Here is a 20,073-nt window from a genome sequence, read left to right as displayed (position 1 = left end):
TACGTCAAATTTCGAAAGGTAGTCCGATGGAAGAAAGCTGTTAGTTCTCTTTTGATGGGCCGTCTCGGCCATCTGTACCTTGTGCAGCCACCGCTTGTAATTCGCTAGGGAAATCGGAGCTTAGGCTGAAAGCTTAGAGAGTTATATCCATTATTCGGCGTAATCTCTGCGCTGCAATATCACTAGAAAATAGGTTAGCTGCCCTTGCGATTCCGGCTCGGCCCATCGCCTCTGCTCTTTCAGGATTAGTAAGTATCTCGATCATTGAACGCGCCATCGAGTCAACGTCGTGCTCATCAACGAGAACGCCGGTTTCTCCGTCGCCCACAGTTTCTGGAAATCCATTATGCCGCGTCACAATAACCGGAATCCCACTTGCCATAGCTTCCACCAGCGAGATCCCGAAGGACTCAGTGTCGCCGTTTGGGGCGGTAACGGAATGTTGGATGAAAACCGCAGCCTTGCCAAAGAGCGGTAGGACTTCCTCGCTGCTCAACATTCCGTGGATTGTGACGTTCCCCCTGATTTCGAGTCTATCGATCTCAGCTTCACAGGTTTCCCTAAGTGGGCCGTCGCCCACCAAATCAAGGTGCGCTTCTGGCAGTACTTCGCGTACTTGCGCAAAGGCTTGAAGCGAAAGATGCGGCGCCTTTTTTTCAACAAGGCGCCCGACGGCCAGAACGCGGCCCGCTTCCTGCGTAGAGGGCTCAAAGCAATCAAGGTCAATTCCGTTGGCGCTTACTGATATGAGGTCCTCAGGGCAACCTGCGGCGATAAGTTTGACGGCGAGGAACTGCGACGGAACGATGATGCCAGACGCCTCGCGAAAAAGCTGACGATAGTGCCGCCTCCAACGTGCATCCCGCAGGTGGGAGGTTGCATCGTAGCCGTGAAAATGCACAAATAAGGGAATGCCGAGCTGTGTCGTTGCTGCAGCAACACGGCAGCCCATTGGTCCAAACTCGGCCAAAACGCGAACAACATTATGCGCCTGAAGGAACGATATTATCCGCTTTTTGTCTTGCCCCTGAAGGCGAGCATCGACGTATTTTCTCCAGCGCCAGCGAAATGCTCGTTGAAGAAATCCTGCGAATGTGTCGGTCGCAGCTAAGTTCCCGATGCCGCCAAGTACAGGCAAGCCCTGCTCATCCGCTTTTTCGGCATTTTCACATATCAGTACAGTGCTTTCTGGCGCTATGGTTCTGACGTGATTTCGAATAAAAGTTTCCGACGGTTGATTGAAGGACGGCGCAACAATGGCGAGTGTCTCATGCGGTTGGAAGCGGGTCATTGGAAGGCCTCAAACCGCCTATTTGCATTGCTAGAGTCATCCCGATAATGGTGCCTTGTCTCTAAATAGTTCAAGCTACGCGCGCGATTTCCTGTTTTATAGAATGCCATGAGCTATAAATGCCTCTTCTAGTTTGCGCGATTGAGTCAGAGGGTGAATACCCTGCGCGAAGTCTCTACATTTGTTTTGCAGCATTATGTGATCCGCCGCGCTCATTGCGCAAGCCCGCTCAATGACCCGTGCGAGACCGTTAGGGTCGTTCGGATTATACAACAGCGAATGGTTCTCCGTCGGTACGGCTTCTTTTAGGCCTCCACGGTCAACACCAATTATTGGTTTTCCCATAGTCATTGAGAGCGCCGCAATTCCGGAAGTGAGCACGCGGCGGTAGTTGACGACGGTAAAATCTGTTTCCGCAAACAAGGCTGCGACGTCTTGATCGTTGACCATACCGTATCTCAGTTCACAGTGTCGATTGCTTGGAATAAGCGCTTTTAGATCAGGGCTTTTCGCCTCTGAATATTCACCTGCAACCACTAACTTACCAAAGGAGCCGTCGACATCTGCTTGTCCCAAAACCTCTAGAAACTGCTCAACCCCCTTGAATGGTCGGATCGTTCCGAAGGATAGGAACCTACGTAGGGTCGGAGGCGGCGCGGGCGCGGGTGCAGTCCCGTATGCACCAAAATAGCTAGGGTGTGGTATCATCACAACGCGCTCGGGGGGTGTTTTTAAAACTGATACTGCGTGCTCTGCTCCGGCCGAATTGAAAACGTGAACAACATGCGCGTTCTCGGCAAGAAATGATCTGATCTGGTGCAAATGGTTGGAAAAATTGTTTTCGTACGCGCTCTCTGCATCGTGTAAAGTCCAAGCTAGACGTCCGCCGCGCGCAATGTACTCGCCAAGCAACTCAATGAATTCCTGAGCCGCTTTTTCAGGAGATCGTTTCGCCTCGAACCGCGTTCGACGCGCAAATTGATCCTCAAATTGGATATGCAACGCATCAATGTGCCCGAGTTTGGCAAGCCTAATGCCGCGTTTTAAACTGGGAAGCGCAACGATTTCAGCACTCATGCTTGGATAGAGGAGCGGGAGGAATGGATTTTTCAGCGGATAAGGAAAGACGCCGAGCCGTTTGCGATGGCGCTTGCTCACCGCGGGCCAAAAATGAGACCGAAGTGCTTTCGCAGAGGCTAAGTGCTCGCGCGCGATGTCCGCAGCGGGGCGCATATCGTTCATTGCGTCATGCCTTATCTAGGGTCGGTTGTATTTGGAATGCGTCCAATTGGTGACGCTAGGCCCCGGACGCGATCTTGTAGGTGCTTTGTTCGACGTTCGAGCCACTGGAGAGCCCGTCGCTTCATCAGTCCCTTTACGGATAATTTGCGCGCCATTTTCCTCGATGAACGGATCGAACTCGTTTCGCCAGTATGGAAAAAAATTGGCGAGTAATGTGGGCTGTCTCCTGCGCGATTCCGAAAAAAATCTGCCCAAGCATCAGCAAGTTGGATAGAAGCTGTATGGAACTCTTTCAGTTCTTGCGCAAATGCTGGAGTTAATAAATATGCTGCTCCTCCCCAGAAATCCTTGCGAGGATCAATCTCATAGAGATTATCATCAATCGCATGACCTCTAAAGGTGTATAGTGCGGATTGGGCAAGGTGGACAAACTCCAACCCCTTTTCATCTAAAAGCTTAACTGCCTGCAATGTTTGCACATTAAGGAACATGTCGTCTTCCAAGATTAGGGCCGAACGACCCTCCTCTAGGATGATCGAATAACATTCCAAATGCGCGAGTGTGCATCCCAACTCTGCGGGGGTTAACGGATCCTCGCCTCTCGTTAAACTCGGAGCAATTTGGCTAAAGTAATCGGCAGCACCCATTTTAGCACCCCAAACTGGAGGGACCCGACGCACGCCCAGTGATATTTCATCCTCGGTTAATTCTTCACAAATCTTTAAGATCAACATTTAATTCTCCAATAGTAAAAGTAGCTTAGCTTGCGTCAAAATCTCAGGGTGGAGCGATTACTTCTAGCTCCAAGGTGGCAGGGGACGCTTCCCTCAAATTATGGTGTAGGCCAAATAAAAAACTTCAAAACGCCGCGCTTCGTTTAAATCGTTGGTAAGGATACGGGTTGGACAAAAAGTAAAGCTGGGACTAGGTTACAACCTTATCCATGCTTCGGGCAGTTTTGGGCTTCCGGGGCCATCCGACCTCCAAATTTTTGGCGCGATTACCGTGCCATTATTGTTTTGTGCCAATAGCCCGCCCCAAAGGGAAAATGTAGAATTGGCGACGACCCCTCCTGCACTTTGCGACATGATATGAAGGTCATCGAACTCTGAATGGCTATCGCTCTGTTCGATCGCGAAATTGCGCGGTAACCGATCGATCGCCGCTTGCGGGTCATCCGAACACAGGACCCATCTGGTTTGGCCGTGGTGCTCCTCGAATTTTTGCATGGCAGCGGTGTAGTAATCAATGGAAAGTTGGACCATCTTGCGAGCGACTTTCGGATCTGAAGTAAAGTCGCCAAGACGTATGTGAACAAACGCATATGCGTCATCTGGTGGCGTGATGTCTGAAGCGCGCGATATGCCATCAGAAAGTTTCGAGAGAAATTCAGGGCGCTTGCCGTCGTGATCACTGAGGTCAGGTACACCGGTGATGCATACTGGTCTGTCAATCTGGTCGAATGGTTCGGAATACTCCATTCCATTGCTCCAAATCGGCAGACCGTTCATAAAAGGCCTCTTCCAAGACATATTTGCGAAACGAAGTGTCCGGTCTTGAAAGAGTTGAAATTGAGAGTGCCGGGTGAGTGACCGGTACGCGTTGTCTTCAATAATTCGTAAAAGAAGCAGATCGCGTGCTGCGGTCTGGCCGGGGTCTCGGTCATACCAAGAGACATCGAGATCCAAGGGTACGTTAAAGCGTCTGCTCAATGTGTATCCGGCCGCAAATTGCAAAAGCTGGTTGCCCAGACCGAAAGAGAGGCAACTCACGACCCGTTTGTTATTTGCACCAATTCTCATGTTACGTGCGGCCAATCAACGTTGGGAAAGGGTTTTCCATATACTGGTTCTTTCTGCGGGGCTTGCTGTTGTGCCGTTTTTGAGTGCCCGCATTTTTTGGTGCCAAAAAACCAGCGTGTCTTACGTCACGAGCCCATGCCAAAGTCATACAACGCGCGCAATACGCTGAAATGCTGCGTTTTCAAGCATCAGGGTATCCCACTCGCCTACGCCCGTTATGCGTCCGTTTTCCATCACGACGATCCGGTCGCAAACCTTCACGGTGCTCAGACGGTGGGCGATCATCAAAATTGTTTTATCGCCAGGCAACGTTTCGATTGCGGCCATAACTTCCCGCTCCGTCATGTTGTCGAGGGCGCTGGTTGCTTCGTCGAACACGATCAAGTCAGCGTCGTTGTAAAGCGCGCGGGCGATGCCGATACGCTGGCGTTGGCCGCCCGAAAGGCGCACACCACGCTCGCCTACATGTGTCCCATAGCCCTCAGGAAGCTCCTTCATCGCAAAGTCGTGTATTTGGGCGATCCGCGCCGCGCGCTCAACCTTCGCGTCGTCGATTTCATCGAGGGGGAAGCCGAGGGCGATATTTTCCGACAGGCTCGCGTCGATCAGAAAAATATCCTGTGGCACGTAACCAACGCTTTGTTGCCATGCACGAAGGGTCTCTGTGGTGACCGCGCGCCCATCGGCAAATAGGGAGCCTTGTTCGGGCGCGAGCAGTCCGAGGATGACATCGGCCAATGTTGTCTTTCCCGCACCGCTGCAGCCGACGACGCCAATCCGTTCGCCGGCCCGAATTTCGAGGTCGATTTCGGACAGTCCCTGACGCTCGGCTTTCGGGTAGGTGTAGCAGATATCCTTCAATTCTAACGTTTGTTTCAGGCCAAGCGGGGCGGGTCTGTCACGCTCGATTTCCAAAGAGGCGCCGGAATGCAAATCCTCATACACGCGGTCAAGCGCCGCAGTTCCGGCAGTCATTTGTGTGAGCGACATGAACATCTTTTGCAACTCTGGCATCATCCGCTGTCCGGCAAAGGCCAAGAGACCGATAGTTGGTAACAATCCACCCAAAGCATTGCGTTCTTGTAGGCTTTGGGGGTCGAGCATGACCAAGCACAGCACAATAATCCCACCGAAGGCCAGAATCTGGACTGCATAGCGGGGCGCTTGCGATATGACGCCCTCGCCGATCTGCGCACGTGCAATCTCAAACGATGGTTTACTGAAGCGGTCGAGGTATTCTGCCTCGTGGCCTAGGAGTTTGATGTCCTTAATTCCACCAAAGGCCTCTCCAGCAACCCGATAACGCACTTCGTTGGCCTCGGCGCGGCGCTTACCCATCAATCGGACATACTTGCGTGAGGCAATCATCACCCCGCCGTATACCGTGACAAGAACCACAATCGACGCCGTGGCGACAAGAGGGTTGACGATCAGGAGCGTGACGACAACCGCGGTCACCGTCAGGGAGGCCGAGATGAATTCCGCCACAGGCCGAATGAATTGCTGTGCGGCTTGCTGTGCTTCGCTGAGGATATTTGTAGTCATTGTGCCAGAATGGTGGCTCAGGAAAAAAGTGTAGGGTTGTGCGAGGTAATGCGCCATTAGGCGCGCACTGATCGCATGTATGCGCATCGATGTGAAATGAACAACGGTCCAAGTATTCACGATAAGCAAGAGGTTCGACAGAAGGATCACTGTGATCGAACAGATCCCAATTGCATAGAGAAAGCTGTAACTTGAGGTGAAGCCGCCGACGTCATAAAGCCAAGATAGTTTCGAATTGCTCTGGATCATCCCTGGATCGGAAAGAACGGCAAGGAACGGAAAGACCGATCCCACCATCACGGCGGAGCCCAAAGCGCTCAGAACCATTATGGCAAGTACTTTTATGGCACTGCGTCTTTCCTGCGCGTCGAGAAGGGCCCAAGCTTTGCGAAGGGCGGTCGTTTTAATCATTTGGTACCACGTATTGTCAGATCCTTACCTCGAAACATAAAAAACGGGGGCTCGCTTTGGGGCGCCCCGTTTTACTCACGGGCTAGTTTTGCGCACGCCTTTTAACGTAATGAAAGGAGATTGTAGAGACCTGTATAACGTGAATGTTTTGGAACTATAACCAAAACTTGTCAGTACACCCTTCACATTCCTCTTCGCGGGTTCCGATGCACCCACAAATACTATTGATATGCAGCTTTCGGTTGTTTTCGAAATGCCAATAGTCTGCTCTTTTCCTAGGTACCTAAAAACGGGTCTCCGGTTGAAATCATTATATCCCAAAGGGGGAAATATTGCCCCCAGACCTAAGAAATGACAGCCCTGCGAGGGTCGGCGACACCTAAAGAAGGTGCTGAGCGAGAATGTGTCTAACTTGATATCGTCTGTTTATGGCTAGGAATAAGCATGGATCTATTTACCATCATGCAATCCATTTCTAATAAGTGGGGGAAATGTCCCGCATTATTCTGGAAAAGTGCACTTAATTCGAAACCGCAATTTTCGTAAAAACTGATTGCCTCTTTATAATCTACAGCTTCCGCATAGATTTTCTTGAATGAAAGCTCGCTCTGAATACCAAGAAAGTTGGTAATGACTTCTGACGCGCCTTTTGCCACGGAAATGTCAAAACCTTGAGTGTCCATTTTGAGAAACGGCTTTTTGAAGGCATATTGATTGGAAAGAATCGGAAAAACGTTATTCAGAGTTTTCTTCTGAACGTGAACCGATCTTTCAATTTGGTTGAGACGACTACATTCATCAGTTTCATCGCTGGTTGGCGTTCCAAACGAGCTAAATTGATCGTTCCTCATGATATTGAATATGGTTTCGCCTGCGCTATCACTTAGGGCGAAATCAAAAATAAACCATTTTGGATCTCTTTTTGCTGCTTCTTTTAGTCTTTCAGCCAGTTCGGGAATTGGCTCGAAGGAAAATATTATTCCCTCAAACCTAACATCATTTCGCAACATTTTTGCGTACTGCCCGGCATTCGCGCCCACATCAAAAACACAATCGACAGAAAATAATTTGAAAAAACGCTGAAGGGCGGTGACCTCTGGCAACTTATGAAGTTTGGAACGCTTATACACGCTCAAGTCCAAGATTTGTCGAACCCAATGCCGCACCGTTCTGAATGCAATTTTAATTGGGGACGGCGTAAACCTTTTCAAACAGGAATGAAGATTCATTTTGTAAATTTCTCAACCACTATCGATAATTCCACATACTAAGGTAATCCCCCATTTTTATCGGGGTGCGGCTGTATAACTTATGCGGCCATTTTAAGTTTCTGGGCGGGTGTTATCCCACCGATGCCCATATTCGGACGGTCATTGTTGTAAGTCCATAGCCATTGTGTGGAGAAGTCTTGTGCCTCTTCGATGTTTTCAATGATGTGTTGGTCCAACTATTCATGCCTGACCGTGCGGTAATAGCGCTCGATGTAAGCGTTCTGTTGCGGTTTTCCAGGCTAAATGTGCTGGATGATAATACCTTGTTTTTCGGCCCATTCCAGCCGCTAACCACTTCAGTACTCCGGCCCATTATCGACCCGAATAGTTTCTGGTTTCCCTCGCCATTCAATGATCCGATTAAGGCTGCGAATAACCCGTTCGGCTGGCAAAGAAAAATCGACCTCGACGCCCAATCCCTCGCGGTTTAAATATTCCAGCACGTTCAAGAGCCGAAACGCTCGACCATCCATTGCGCGGCGGTGCATGCTTACATGCATGAGAGGGGCCGAGGTGATCCGCCATGAAGTGCATCGACCAGGTCACGTTCGGTACGCGAGGCACTGCCAGCACATTGGGTTTGTCCCGCTTTAACCGTTTCCGAGGTTTGATCCGCAAGTTCAGTTCCAGTTCGCAGTAAATCCGATACACCCTTTTGTGGTTCCATGGATAGCCCTGCACGTTAGGTAGATGCTGGAAACATAACCCAACCGCCCAAGTCTTCCATGCGACCGTCAGTCCAACCAGAAAATCGGCAATCTTTTCGTTCTCATTGATCAAGAAAGGGCTGTAATGATAGCCCGTCTCACTGACATCAAACGTGCGGCAGGCCAGCGCAATGCCAGTACCGTGGCGCGCCACCGCGTTCTCGGCCAGACCCCGGCGCAGGGCTGGCCGGAGCACTTTTTTCCTAGGGCTTCATCTGGCTGATCATCGACGCGTCTATTACCCGGCAGGTGATGCCCTGCATCACTGAGAGGGCATCCCGCCATACTTCGCCCGTCATTTGTAGAACGACGCGTTGCTCATGCCATGTTCGCGGCACAGCTCCGTTACCGACACACCGCTTTCGGCTTGGTATAGGATCGCAAGAATTTGGGGTTCGCAATATCTCGCCATCTTCATCAAATTCTCCTCAGATATCTTGCCAAGAAAATTCTATTTTCGCATCCCCTTAGTTTAGGGGGGATTACCCTAAGTTTTGCTTCAGTATTCGGAACGTCTCTCCAAACTAAAGCCTGCTGACGTTCGACGGTTATGGCACCGGTTCTCTTTGAAAAGCAGCGCATGACGGCTTCGGAGCCAAGACCGCTAAGAAGTTCACATATTCTCAATAATATTCCAAGTGTTAGGCATTGGCGGAGGGGGGTTCGTTTTTTCCCAAGTTTTTGGAGCCACAATCGATCCACCATTTGTCTCCGAGAGGAGGCCACCCCAGAGAGAAAAGGTCGAGTTTGCGATGACCCCACCCTTGCTCCTCGCCATTAGTAACAAATCGTCAATCTCCGAGCGACCTTGGCTAATTTCGACATCCATGTTCTTTGGCATTAACTCTAGAGCATTTTTGGGTTCATTTGAGCAGAGTATCCATTTCGCTTTCCCGTGCTTTTGTTCGTAGGTTCGCATGCCCTCAGCATAATAGTTCGAGTTTAAGGACGCCATCTTACAAGCCACTTCAGGGCTGGAGACATAGTCTCCAAGGCGAACATGGACATATGCAAAGTCTTCGGCAATTTGTGGGAGGGCTGTCAGGCATCCCAAGCGTTCGACAACGTTTTCTCGAAGCTCACCAAGGATATCCTCAAAACTATTAAAGTTCACCGGAACTCCCATGATGCACACAGGGGTACAAATTTGGGAAAATGACCCAAAATTCGGATGCTCATCAACCCATATAGGTACGGAGTGTCGAAATGACTGGCGCCAAGTACCACTAAATACCCTAACCGTTCGGTCACGCAGAAGATCAGCTTTTGAGAAGCCCAAAACCTTCCGGTAAAGGTGTTGGGGAACTATTTTAGTTATCCCAAGGTCTCTTAATGTATTAAGTCCAGTCTGATCTTCCCTATACCAAGATACGTCTAAATCTAAGGGGCAGCCGAGACGTTTACTGAGGGCGTAGCCCGTCGCAAATTGGAATAATTGATTTCCTAGACCATTAGAAATCTTTGACACAACGGCCTTCATAAGAACTCCTGAAATTTATTTTTCGTAGAATGATTTATGTGAAGTAAATAGGTTTTATGGACGATAAATTATCAATGCTTAAAGGTTTTTTAGAAATGAGCTGAAGCTATTCGGAAACCAGTAACTGTCAGTCGCCGTCAAACTGGTTTGGTGAGGAGGAATGAACGAACCAAGCGTCAAATCCAGATAAATGTTCCAACACTTGTTTGTAGCCTTTTGGTAAAAGTATCCGTCGCAGGTCTGCAAGGGCAGTTGGGTTGTGGTTGTGTTCGATTGCCATTGCACCAAAAGTGTAACGATCCAGATCTAGTCCCGCCAAAATATCGACCTCACTGCCTTCAGTGTCGAGACTTAAGAAATCAATGCGATCAGGCATGTCTGAAGCGGCAAAAATGTCGTTAAGCGTAATAGTTTCAACTTCATATCGCTTAATACGACTGGCGTCCACGGTATGGCCATTGGCACCTGAAAGGCGGGAAAATTCACCATCGTCCATAACCTCTTCAAACTGCAACTTCAGGCCGGATTTTGACGCGGCAGCGCGCGTTTCGAGGAAACTACTTCTCAACGCGCGGATACTGGCATGTGAAGAGATGTTGGGTTCGACCAATATTCCGGTCCAGCCCAGCTCCTTCTCAAGGACAAATGTATTCGAGATACGGCGGCCACTGCCCACTCCCACCTCAACGAAAGTTCCTCCATGTTTGCCTTTGCTCGCCAATATGGCGAACAAGTCCTGTAGCAATTGGCCATGTGTAAAAGAAACGAATTCGAGGACGAGTTTGCTATCTTCTCTTGAAACGGAACCGGCAAGGCGCGTCGCCGCCAAGAGTCTGTCGACGACGGAATGTGGGTTTCGCTTGGTGGCCAGCGCACGAAAATTCATTCTATCTATGCGAATGGCGAGGTCTATTAATTTAGGGGAACTAAGCGCTCTCGCAGCCAAGTAAACCAAGGGCGCAACTAGGGTGTTTACCGCTTTTGATGCGCGTTTGAAGCCAACTATAGGTAAAATTTCATATTCCTTTATTCAAAAAAGCGCCACGGATCTATCGTTCCACTTCGATGGCTACCGCACCAGAACTCGCAAGAGGCTGGGGAAGTTCCGGTGGAAGATTTGGTCTGTTTATTTGCGGATGGACCAATTATTTTGCTTCAAAGTTCTAATCGCCCTCTGTTCGCAAGGTTCGCTAATTACCCGAAAACAGTAACTTGTTCTCCTTGCCAACAAAAGAGAAAAGCGGCGTAGGATTTTAGGTTCTTTCCGTGGGTGACTTGGGGCTTTCCCTTCTGATTCAACACAAAAATCTTGGCACGCGGACCCAATATTGATAGTAAATTATGGGTTTAGTGGTTCCAATCAAGAGGCTTGTAGTGAATTGGGTTTATTTGGTTTTGTGTATGTTAAGTTTGATCGGCAAGCCGAGGGTGTAAGTGACGTCAATTTATAGAAATGAAGATTTACTGTGGTTCGCGGCGCAACTTAAGCCAAACGGTTTGGCAAATGCCCAGAGAAATTTGGAACGGCAGGGTTTTCATCCGTTTATGCCCCAACTTTCGGTAAGTCAGCGGGTGCGTAACCAGACGGTTAGCAAGATTGAGCCCCTGTTTCCTGGCTATATTTTTGTTGGTGTAACACCAGAGAGTGTGTCTTGGAGCAAGATAAATTGCACTTTGGGGGTTGTGAGGCTGGTCAGTGGGTTGAGTGGAAAACCTGCGGAATTGCCCGATGAGTTGATGGCGCAATTGTTTGCTCGCGTGAACAATCAGGGTCTCCTTCAGCCAGCAAATGAGTTACCCATCGGCACAAAAGCCACGATTTCTGCAGGGCCCTTTACGCAATGGGTTGCAGAAGTTGAAGTCTGCAAAAAAGGTGAACGCGTGGATGTTTTACTGTCGTTCATGGGGCTTCTTGTGCGTACAAATCTTTCGCGGCAAGAACTGAAAACGATCTGAATTCCAGCGTGGTTAACTCAACAATCCTTTGCGCAACTTTTGTGCCATCTGATAAACCTGCCGATGGGTAGAAGGCCACCGTGTCACCCTGCAACACCCCGTCCGACACTTGTGTGGACAAGTCGTTGTTTTGGCCAATCCGAAGTCTCCTGTTCCAATGGCACCTTCAAACACTACATAGGTTGCCCATTTGTCTTGAACTCTAAAAAGACGCTCGCGGGTATGGTTGAAACGTCTTTCTCCTCCCAAACGATGATGCGCACTTCGACTCGGTGGCCGTGGCCCAAACTTCCGCTGGCGTTTTGGTCGTCATCAAAGCCAATGATCACGAGCACGCGTTGCTCCTCGACGCCAAGGGCTAAAAACTTAGGGAAACCATAGGGCTCAATCCGTGTGGCGCTCCCAACCTTGGCTCTGGAAAGCCCCAATCTTCGATGAGGACGCAGTCGCCCTATGTGACGCGGGCCGCTTTTGTTGAGATTAGTTCTACAACCACCTCTAGGTCGCTTTGGACGTCGCCGATTCCAATTATGGGTTTTCCAGCAGGAACCGTCATTTCGGAGTTCTGGATGACTTGTAATATCCGGCTATCAGCGGGGCATAGAGGGAGATCGTTTCCGCGCGCGCTTCGCCTTGTGTTGCGCTATCGAGGCCGCGAATTTTATGCGCAAGGTTTGTCACGCGACGGCTCGATTCATGGGCACCAAGTACGTGGTGAAAATCTTGAAGTATCCTTTCATGGTCGCCTATATCGGTTGCGATGTGAAGGGGGAGGTTGACGCCATAGTGATGCGTTCGTGGCTTTACCCTCCCTAAAAAAACTGAAACACTGCCGTAAATGTTGATTGGCTCAACAAGGGAGACGCTGTGCGTCGATTGTCTTATCTTTGGCGCGAACATCGTGTTTTGAGCCTCGCGTTCGTCATGGCCCTTGCGCTGACAACGGTTTTCCTGTTCCGCATTATTGTTGGTATGGTGTATTGGGCCGACCCGATGCATCAGGACCGTCCCTTAGAAATGTGGATGACTCCCCGCTATATTTCCATGTCGTTTGATCTGCCGCGTGAAGAAGTTCTTGATGCACTTGGGATCAAAGAGGGGGAACTGAAACGCCCCACGACGCTGCGCCGAATTTCTGAGCATACGGGTGTTGATATTAAGGACCTGGAAGCTGCGGTCGAAGATGCCGCCACCAAGTTCCGCGCGTCCCATCCATGACCGATCTCGTCTTCCAATGGGTTTTGAGCTACGGTATTTTAATCGTTTTCGTCACGACGTTTTTAAGCTGCCTCGCGATGCCGGTGCCCTCCTCTTTGATGATGCTTTCGGGCGGTGCCTTTGCCGCTTCGGGTGATTTTTCCATCACAACGGTTGCTTTCGCGGCCTATGGGGGGGCGGTCGTTGGCGATCAGGCGGGGTATGCCGTTGGCAAGCGCGGGCGAGAGTGGCTTCAGTCCAAAATCCAACCGCACCCAAAACGAGCGGAGGTTTTTTCCAAGGCGCGGAGCTTTACGGAGAATTGGGGCGGACCGGGTGTTTTCTTGAGTCGTTGGCTTTTGAGCCCTCTTGGCCCCTATGTGAATTTTGCGGGCGGCATCGTGGAAATGCCGTGGCTTAGGTTTACGATTTGGGCGGCGCTGGGCGAGATTGTTTGGGTGACACTTTATGTGGGCCTTGGGTTTGTTTTCGCAGCACATATTGAAGAAGTGGCGAGCTTCTTGGGGAATACAATTGGGGTTGTGACGGGGCTTGCTGTCACAATCACCCTCGGGGTTGCCCTTTACAGAGCACATCCAAAATCGCCCAAACACACGCGCGAGGTTAAGGCCCGCGAAGGCGTTTAGCGCGCACTTTTTGGTGGGGTTAGGCGAGGGCGAATGAGCGCCATTGGATGCGCCCGCAGCGTCAGGCGCATCGAAACGTAATCCTCAACCACCTCTTCGCCTTCGCTCATTTTGCGCAGATGCACGGCAGGCTCAACAATGCCTTCGCCGTCCAAATCCCCAGCGAAAAGGGGCAGAGGCGCGTCGCCCTTGACGGCTTTGGCTTGCCACAGGGCCTCGCGGCGATTGAGGCCGAGGGAGACAAAGGCGTCGGCTTCTGCGAGGATTTGGATCAGGCGCGGCGGCGTGCCTGCCCGTCGCCAGAGGTCGTCGACATCCAGATACCCGTTGCCCCGCGCGGCGGTGATCCAGCTTGCTTCTTCTTCGCGCATGGATTTGATTTGGCGAAACCCCAACCGCAACGCGAGGCCGCCGCGCCCATCTGGTTCCATCACGTTGTCCCAGAAACTGGCGTTGATACAGACAGGGAGCACGGTCACATTATGGGCGCGGGCGTCGCGGACAATTTGCGCAGGGGCATAAAACCCCATGGGCTGGGAGTTGAGCAGGGCGCAGGCAAAAATACCGGGGTGGTGGCATTTGATCCAAGCCGAAGCATAGACCAACAGGGCAAAACTCGCGGCGTGGCTTTCGGGGAACCCATAGCTGCCGAAGCCTTCGATTTGCGAGAAACACCGTTCGGAAAATTCGGTATCATAACCGTTTTTTGCCATGCCCTTAAGGAACCGCGTGCGAAAATTGCTGATATTTCCGAGTTTTTTGAAGGTCGCGAGGGCGCGGCGCAGACGGTCGGCCTCATCGGGGGTGAAGCCCGCACCGATGATCGAAATTTGCATCGCCTGTTCCTGAAACAGAGGCACGCCGAGGGTTTTCCCAAGCACATCCCCCAGCGCGTCCGAGGGAAAACTCACGGCTTCCTCGCCATTGCGCCGTCGAATAAACGGATGCACCATATCGCCCTGAATGGGGCCGGGGCGGATGATCGCCACCTCAATCACAAGGTCATAGAAATTGCGCGGTCGCATGCGCGGCAGGAAGTTCATCTGGGCGCGACTCTCGACCTGAAACACGCCAATACTGTCGGCTTTGCACAGCATATCGTACACGGCGGGGTCTTCGGCGGGGAGGGTCGCGAGGTTGAAATCCAACCCGTGGTGCTGCCCCATCAAATCAAATGCTTTGCGAATGCAGGTCAGCATTCCAAGGCTGAGAACGTCGACCTTGAGAATGCCAAGCGCGTCGATATCGTCTTTGTCCCAACAAATAACGGTGCGATCCTCCATGGAGGCGTTCTCGATGGGAACAAGCTCGTCAAGCCGCCCCTCCGTGATGATGAATCCGCCCACATGTTGTGACAGGTGGCGTGGAAAGCCCTGAATTTGATCGCAAAGATCAAGCGTTTGGGCGAGGTGGGGATCGCTGATGTCGAGACCGATTTCGCGCAGACGCTCCGCGCGCAAACCACCACCGCCCCAGCCCCACATCTGGCTGGAGAGGGCGCTGATCGTATCCTCAGAAAGCCCCATGACTTTGCCGACCTCACGAATGGCACGCTTGCCGCGATAATGGATGACCGTGGCGCAAAGGCCCGCGCGGTGACGGCCATAGCGTTCGTAGATATGTTGGATGACTTCTTCGCGGCGCTCATGCTCAAAATCAACGTCGATGTCGGGGGGCTCGTCACGGGCTTCGGAGACAAAACGTTCAAACACCATGGTGCCGATTTCAGGGGAAACTGAGGTGACGCCGAGGCAAAAACAAACAACGGAATTGGCCGCCGAGCCGCGCCCCTGACAGAGGATATTGCGCTCGCGTGCAAAATGCACAATGTCGCGCACGGTGAGGAAATAGGGTTCGTATTTGAGCTTGGAGATCAGGGTCAGCTCGTGCTCCAAAAGGTCGTGCACCCGCTGGGGGGCGCCGCCGGGATAACGCCATTTGAGCCCCTCATAGGCGAGCCGCGCGAGGCGTTGGCGGGGCGTTTCACCCTGCGTGAGTTCGCTGGGATATTCATAGCGCAACTCATCCAGCGAAAAGGTGCAACGCGCGGCGACGGCCTCGGCGTTAAGGAGCGCCTCTGGGTGATCGCGAAAGAGGTGCGCCATTTCGACGGGCGCGCGCAACCGCTGCTCGGCATTGCGCAGGGCTGCGTGGCCAAGATTTTCGACACGCACCCCGAGCCGAACAGCCGAGAGGACATCGGCGAGACGGCGGCGCTTGCCGTGGTGCATCATCGGGCCGGCGGAGGCGACCATGGGGATGGCGAGGTCTTCTGCGAGGTGGGCGAGATGATGGAACCGCGCGTGGTCTTGGCCGTCGTATTTCGGAGAGGCGAGCAGCGACACTTGGCCGGGGAAGCGGCGCGTCAGGCGGCGCGCCAGCGGCTGCCAATTATGCGCGCCGCGAAAGGGCGTGAGCGGTTGGCGCACAGGGTGTAGGAGCATTTCACAGCCCGCGCCCCATGCCATAAGATCGTCAAACCGCAGAACACATGTGCCTTTCTTAGCCCGCAAGCGCCCAAGGGATAACAGGCGTGAAAGGCGCCCCCATGCCGCGCGATCCCGCGGAAAAACCGTGACGTTGACCCCCTCCTGAAGCACAATCAACGCCGCGGGTAATAGGCGCGGGATGGTGTAGATATCGGCGGATGGAGGCGCGGGAATCTGCGTGGGGCGCGGTGGCCCGATGAGGCCATGGGCAGCGTCAAAATCGCGGCGCAATCCGACGTGACGGGCTACTTCGCGGCATTCCACATGGGCGCGCACGATGCCTGCGACGGAGTTTTCGTCCGTTATGGCAAGGGCAGGGATACCCAAATGCGCGGCACGGCGCACGTATTCCTCAGGGTGTGAAGCCCCTGTGAGAAAGGTGAAATTGGAGGTTATATTGAGTTCTGCGACCATGGCGATTCGCAGTATATTCACGTTTTGTTCTCACTTGGAGTCTAAACTGCCGAGGCTGTGTGGAAACGCATATATCTGCTAATCATCTTGAAGACTGTGTGGGCGATGATGATCTGGTTCGTGCCGCGGGCGCATTGGTTGATTTGGTCGATATTGATTTCAGCAATGAAGCCGCCATCGGAAAGCCGGTTGGCATCTGTCGGCCTGTTGAAATTGCCATCTTAAGCCGCACAGCCTCGGCCGATTGAGGACATTCATGCTCAATGCGGCCTTTGCGTTCAATGTTATGGGCGCTTAAACAGAAGCCCCCCTTGGCCACGGGGGATTGAATGGCAAAGGTTGATCACAAATATTGTGTTGATTTCCGAAGACTTGCCATACCTTATAACTGTCAGCTCTTTAGTTTGGTCCAATTCATTTTCTAAAATTCGTCTTTGAAAGCGAAACCATCGAGGTGCTGTCGCTGACATTGCAGGTACGTTGCAATTCCTCTTCTATCTCTAGTCAAGGTTGCAGGACCCCGAAAACACCAATCGGAGGGCTGGACCTCGGCTTCCGCGAAAAGATGTGGGGGAAAATGTGATACCATCAGCCACCCTATATCAGAAAAGTGTCGCACTTTAGAGATCGCGCATAGCGTTTTGTGGGATATACGGTTAAGTCACCCTTGTTTTCAATTGATTACCTTGCTCATATACGACGATGCAAGCCAGCTATAAATAATTTGCTTCGCAGAGGCATTTCGACGGAGGCAACATAGTGTCATTGATGTTTATCGCCCTACTACCGTTTTTGGGCGCAATATTCCCACCCCTCCTTATTCGTGCTGGTCGAAATGCGGCGGCTTGGTCCGCAGGCGGGACAACCCTTCTGGCGTTGATCGGCCTCCTTTGGAACGCCCCAAAAGTTATGCGCGGCGAAGTCGTAACCGCACGCCTTGATTGGGCGCCATCGATTGGATTGAACGCAAATTTTTTCCTCGACGGGCTGGGTCTTTTGTTTGCTGGCCTGATCCTTGGCATCGGCCTATTAATCATCCTTTACGCAAGATTTTATCTGTCGCGCAACGATCCGATGGGTCAGTTTTACGCGTATTTACTGCTGTTCCAAGGTGCGATGGTTGGCATTGTTTTGTCTGACAACATACTGCTATTGCTGGTTTTTTGGGAGCTGACCTCGCTGTCGTCCTTCCTTTTGATTGGCTATTGGAAACATCTACCCGCAGGGCGCCAAGGCGCGCGAATGGCTTTGACCGTTACGGGAATGGGCGGGCTTTCGATGATTGCGGGGCTGCTTATTCTTGGGAATATTGTTGGCAGCTATGACCTGAGCATCATTTTGACGCAAAAAGACCTGATCCAAGCTTCGCCGCTTTATTTACCTGCGCTGATCCTTATTCTCATCGGGGCGTTCACAAAATCCGCCCAATTCCCATTCCACTTTTGGTTGCCCCATGCGATGGCCGCGCCCACACCCGTGTCTGCCTATCTGCACTCGGCAACTATGGTGAAGGCGGGTATTTTCTTGATGGCACGGCTCTGGCCGGTTTTGGCGGGCACAGAAGAATGGTTTTACATCGTCGCAACCACGGGCCTGATCACGATGGTTCTGGGCGCGGTCATAGCTTTGTTCAAAGACGACCTTAAATCGCTCCTTGCGTTTTCAACTGTGAGTCACCTTGGCCTCATCACCATGTTGCTTGGATTTGGCACCAAAATCGCCGCTGTCACGGCCGTTTTTCACATCATCAATCACGCAACTTTCAAGGCCGCCCTCTTTATGTCGGCGGGTATTATCGATCACGAAACCCATACCCGCGATATCAAACGTCTTGGCGGGTTGCGCACATTGATGCCAATCACTTTCATTCTGGTGACGCTGGCAAGCCTGTCCATGGCTGGTTTGCCGCCTCTCAATGGCTTCCTTTCTAAGGAAATGATGCTCGAAGAAGCCGCACATACCGTTTGGGCGAGCTATCCGTATTTGCTGCCTGCAGTGGTCGTTTTGGGCGCGCTGTTTTCCGCGGCATATTCCTTCCGCTTGATTGCACATGTGTTTCTTGGACCTGTCCGCAATGACTACCCCGCCGCGCCACATGATCCTCCTTCCGGTTTGTTGATTTCACCGGGTATTCTGGTTTTTCTCGTTGTTGCAATCGGGCTTTTCTCGTCGGCGATCGTGGGGCCGATTGTTGCGGTTTCGGCGCGCGCAGTAATTGGGGGCACAGAGCTGCCTTATTACTCCCTAAAAATCTGGCATGGCTTCACACCTGCGCTGTACATGTCGGGCGTTGCTTCGATTGGTGGGCTGTTTTTACTCTGGTCTTACGGGTTTTTGGACAGAATTTGGAATGCTATGCCGCGCCCAGAAGCCAAAGTTATTTTTGATCGCCTGATGGGTGCCCTAGAGCGTGCAAGCCGGTCCTTCACAGCCGTTTTGCATGATGGCGCTTTGAGTCGTTATTCCGCAATTTTCCTGATTTTCACCATGTCGCTTGCTTTGTATGCCTATGTTTCAGGCACACATTCGGTGCCGTTGAATGCCGCAAGCGATGTTGAGTTTCTTGGGGCCATTGGCTGGATTTGCATGGTCGTTTCCGCGCTTTGCGTCGTTATTTTTCATCGTAACCGCCTTCTTTCTCTTGTGATTATCGGTATGACGGGGCTTATGGTTTCGCTTCTGTTTAACTACTATTCTGCCCCTGACCTCGCGCTCACGCAGATTTCTGTCGAAGTGGTAACGATCATTCTGTTGCTGCTCTCGCTCAACTTTATGCCCAAAACCTCCCCCATCGAGAGTACATTTGGGCGCCGCGCACGCGATATTATTATCTCGGTTGTAGCGGGCTTGGGCGTTGGTGGACTAGTCTACGCCATTTTGCTCAGCAGTTTTGCACAGCCTTCGATCTCGGAATTCCATCTCGAAAACTCCTATTCGGGCGGCGGCGGCACGAATGTCGTCAATGTTATTCTCGTCGATTTCCGTGGCTTTGATACCTTTGGCGAAATCATCGTTTTGGGAATCGCCGCCGTCGTTATTTTCGCCCTCACGGAATCTGTCTTGGCGTCCAATGTGCGGGCCAAACTTTTGAACCGGACACCCGACAAGCCGCTCTCAAAAGACGTCCACCCGATGATGATGGTTGTCGCAACACGCGTGATGATGCCGATCGCTTTGATGGTTGGCGTGTACATCTTCCTGCGGGGCCACAACATGCCTGGCGGCGGGTTCATTGCGGGGCTTGTCGTCGCGATTGCCTTTGTGATGCAATATATGGCGTCAGGCTTTTCTTGGGCCGCCGCACGGCAGAAATTCCCCTATCATGCCGTCATAGGCTGTGGGGTTCTGGTCGCGGCTGTCACGGGTATGGGCGCTTGGTTTAACGGGCTGCCCTTCCTGACGAGTGCCTTCGCATATGTTCATATTCCGGGCCTTGAGGAATTCGAACTGGCCACCGCGATGTTCTTTGACTTGGGCGTTTTCCTCGCCGTTTTCGGGGCGATTATGTTGGCCTTGGAAAGCTTCGCGCGCTTCGCATGGCAACCGGGTATTGAAAGTGATGATCCTATGAATATTAACCCGGACCGTGATTATATTCAGCCAAATGGAGAGGAGACATAA

Annotated in this window: 15 protein-coding genes and 1 pseudogene; 5 read left to right on the top strand and 11 right to left on the bottom strand. The window is 51.8% G+C overall.

Annotation, left to right across the window (positions count from 1 at the left end):
* Positions 1-133 precede the first annotated feature (133 nt).
* The 9 genes and pseudogenes from AB9F29_RS05685 to AB9F29_RS05645 all read right to left on the bottom strand — a co-directional run bounded on the left by AB9F29_RS05685 (position 134) and on the right by AB9F29_RS05645 (position 10,635).
* On the bottom strand, positions 134-1,291 hold the full coding sequence (locus tag AB9F29_RS05685; protein WP_369754896.1) for a glycosyltransferase: 1,158 nt from the start codon (positions 1,289-1,291) through the stop codon (positions 134-136).
* 96 nt (positions 1,292-1,387) lie between these two features.
* The gene (locus tag AB9F29_RS05680) at positions 1,388-2,533 is read right to left on the bottom strand and encodes a glycosyltransferase family 4 protein (protein ID WP_369754895.1); all 1,146 of its coding nucleotides are present in this window, start codon (positions 2,531-2,533) and stop codon (positions 1,388-1,390) included.
* Between the two features lie 11 nt (positions 2,534-2,544).
* Positions 2,545-3,267 (bottom strand): glycosyltransferase family 25 protein, encoded by a 723-nt coding sequence (locus tag AB9F29_RS05675; RefSeq protein ID WP_369754894.1) that lies wholly within the window; start codon positions 3,265-3,267, stop codon positions 2,545-2,547.
* A 195-nt stretch (positions 3,268-3,462) separates the two neighbouring features.
* Positions 3,463-4,350, bottom strand: coding sequence for an alpha-1,2-fucosyltransferase (locus AB9F29_RS05670; protein WP_369754893.1), 888 nt, complete (start codon positions 4,348-4,350; stop codon positions 3,463-3,465).
* Positions 4,351-4,479: 129 nt separating this feature from the next.
* Positions 4,480-6,291: an ABC transporter ATP-binding protein gene (locus AB9F29_RS05665; RefSeq protein ID WP_369754892.1), complete on the bottom strand. Its 1,812-nt coding sequence runs from the start codon at positions 6,289-6,291 to the stop codon at positions 4,480-4,482.
* 407 nt (positions 6,292-6,698) lie between these two features.
* Positions 6,699-7,421 (bottom strand): FkbM family methyltransferase, encoded by a 723-nt coding sequence (locus AB9F29_RS05660; protein WP_369754891.1) that lies wholly within the window; start codon positions 7,419-7,421, stop codon positions 6,699-6,701.
* A gap of 179 nt (positions 7,422-7,600) precedes the next feature.
* Positions 7,601-8,687, bottom strand: a pseudogene (locus tag AB9F29_RS05655) (IS3 family transposase).
* 195 nt (positions 8,688-8,882) lie between these two features.
* Complete coding sequence (locus AB9F29_RS05650; protein ID WP_369754890.1) at positions 8,883-9,749, bottom strand: alpha-1,2-fucosyltransferase; 867 nt, start codon at positions 9,747-9,749, stop codon at positions 8,883-8,885.
* Positions 9,750-9,876: 127 nt separating this feature from the next.
* Entirely contained in the window at positions 9,877-10,635 is a 759-nt protein-coding gene (locus tag AB9F29_RS05645) for an FkbM family methyltransferase (protein WP_369754889.1), read from the bottom strand.
* A gap of 548 nt (positions 10,636-11,183) precedes the next feature.
* On the opposite strand from AB9F29_RS05645, the gene AB9F29_RS05640 reads away from it, so the two are divergent.
* Positions 11,184-11,705 carry a transcription termination/antitermination NusG family protein gene (locus tag AB9F29_RS05640; protein WP_369754888.1) on the top strand — a complete coding sequence of 174 codons (522 nt, stop codon included), beginning with the start codon at positions 11,184-11,186 and terminating at the stop codon, positions 11,703-11,705.
* Between the two features lie 173 nt (positions 11,706-11,878).
* On the opposite strand, the gene AB9F29_RS05635 is transcribed toward AB9F29_RS05640, so the two are convergent.
* The gene (locus AB9F29_RS05635) at positions 11,879-12,040 is read right to left on the bottom strand and encodes a hypothetical protein (RefSeq protein ID WP_369754887.1); all 162 of its coding nucleotides are present in this window, start codon (positions 12,038-12,040) and stop codon (positions 11,879-11,881) included.
* A gap of 532 nt (positions 12,041-12,572) precedes the next feature.
* Between AB9F29_RS05635 and AB9F29_RS05630 the strand changes: the two genes are divergently transcribed.
* Both AB9F29_RS05630 and AB9F29_RS05625 read left to right on the top strand, forming a co-directional pair.
* Entirely contained in the window at positions 12,573-12,923 is a 351-nt protein-coding gene (locus AB9F29_RS05630) for a hypothetical protein (protein ID WP_335586354.1), read from the top strand.
* Positions 12,920-13,549 carry a DedA family protein gene (locus tag AB9F29_RS05625; RefSeq protein WP_335586352.1) on the top strand — a complete coding sequence of 210 codons (630 nt, stop codon included), beginning with the start codon at positions 12,920-12,922 and terminating at the stop codon, positions 13,547-13,549. Before AB9F29_RS05630 ends, AB9F29_RS05625 begins: the two co-directional genes overlap by 4 nt.
* Here AB9F29_RS05625 and AB9F29_RS05620 read toward each other — a convergent pair.
* Positions 13,546-16,452: an error-prone DNA polymerase gene (locus AB9F29_RS05620; protein WP_369754927.1), complete on the bottom strand. Its 2,907-nt coding sequence runs from the start codon at positions 16,450-16,452 to the stop codon at positions 13,546-13,548. The genes AB9F29_RS05625 and AB9F29_RS05620 overlap by 4 nt on opposite strands.
* Before the next feature lie 59 nt (positions 16,453-16,511).
* On the opposite strand from AB9F29_RS05620, the gene AB9F29_RS05615 reads away from it, so the two are divergent.
* Positions 16,512-16,700, top strand: a complete 189-nt coding sequence (locus AB9F29_RS05615) for a hypothetical protein (protein WP_335583874.1) — start codon at positions 16,512-16,514, stop codon at positions 16,698-16,700.
* Between the two features lie 511 nt (positions 16,701-17,211).
* Positions 17,212-20,073 carry a monovalent cation/H+ antiporter subunit A gene (locus AB9F29_RS05610; protein ID WP_369754886.1) on the top strand — a complete coding sequence of 954 codons (2,862 nt, stop codon included), beginning with the start codon at positions 17,212-17,214 and terminating at the stop codon, positions 20,071-20,073.

Source organism: Falsihalocynthiibacter sp. S25ZX9, from assembly GCF_041205405.1.
Lineage (GTDB): Bacteria > Pseudomonadota > Alphaproteobacteria > Rhodobacterales > Rhodobacteraceae > Falsihalocynthiibacter > Falsihalocynthiibacter arcticus.
This window is presented reverse-complemented; position numbering and strand designations above follow the sequence as displayed.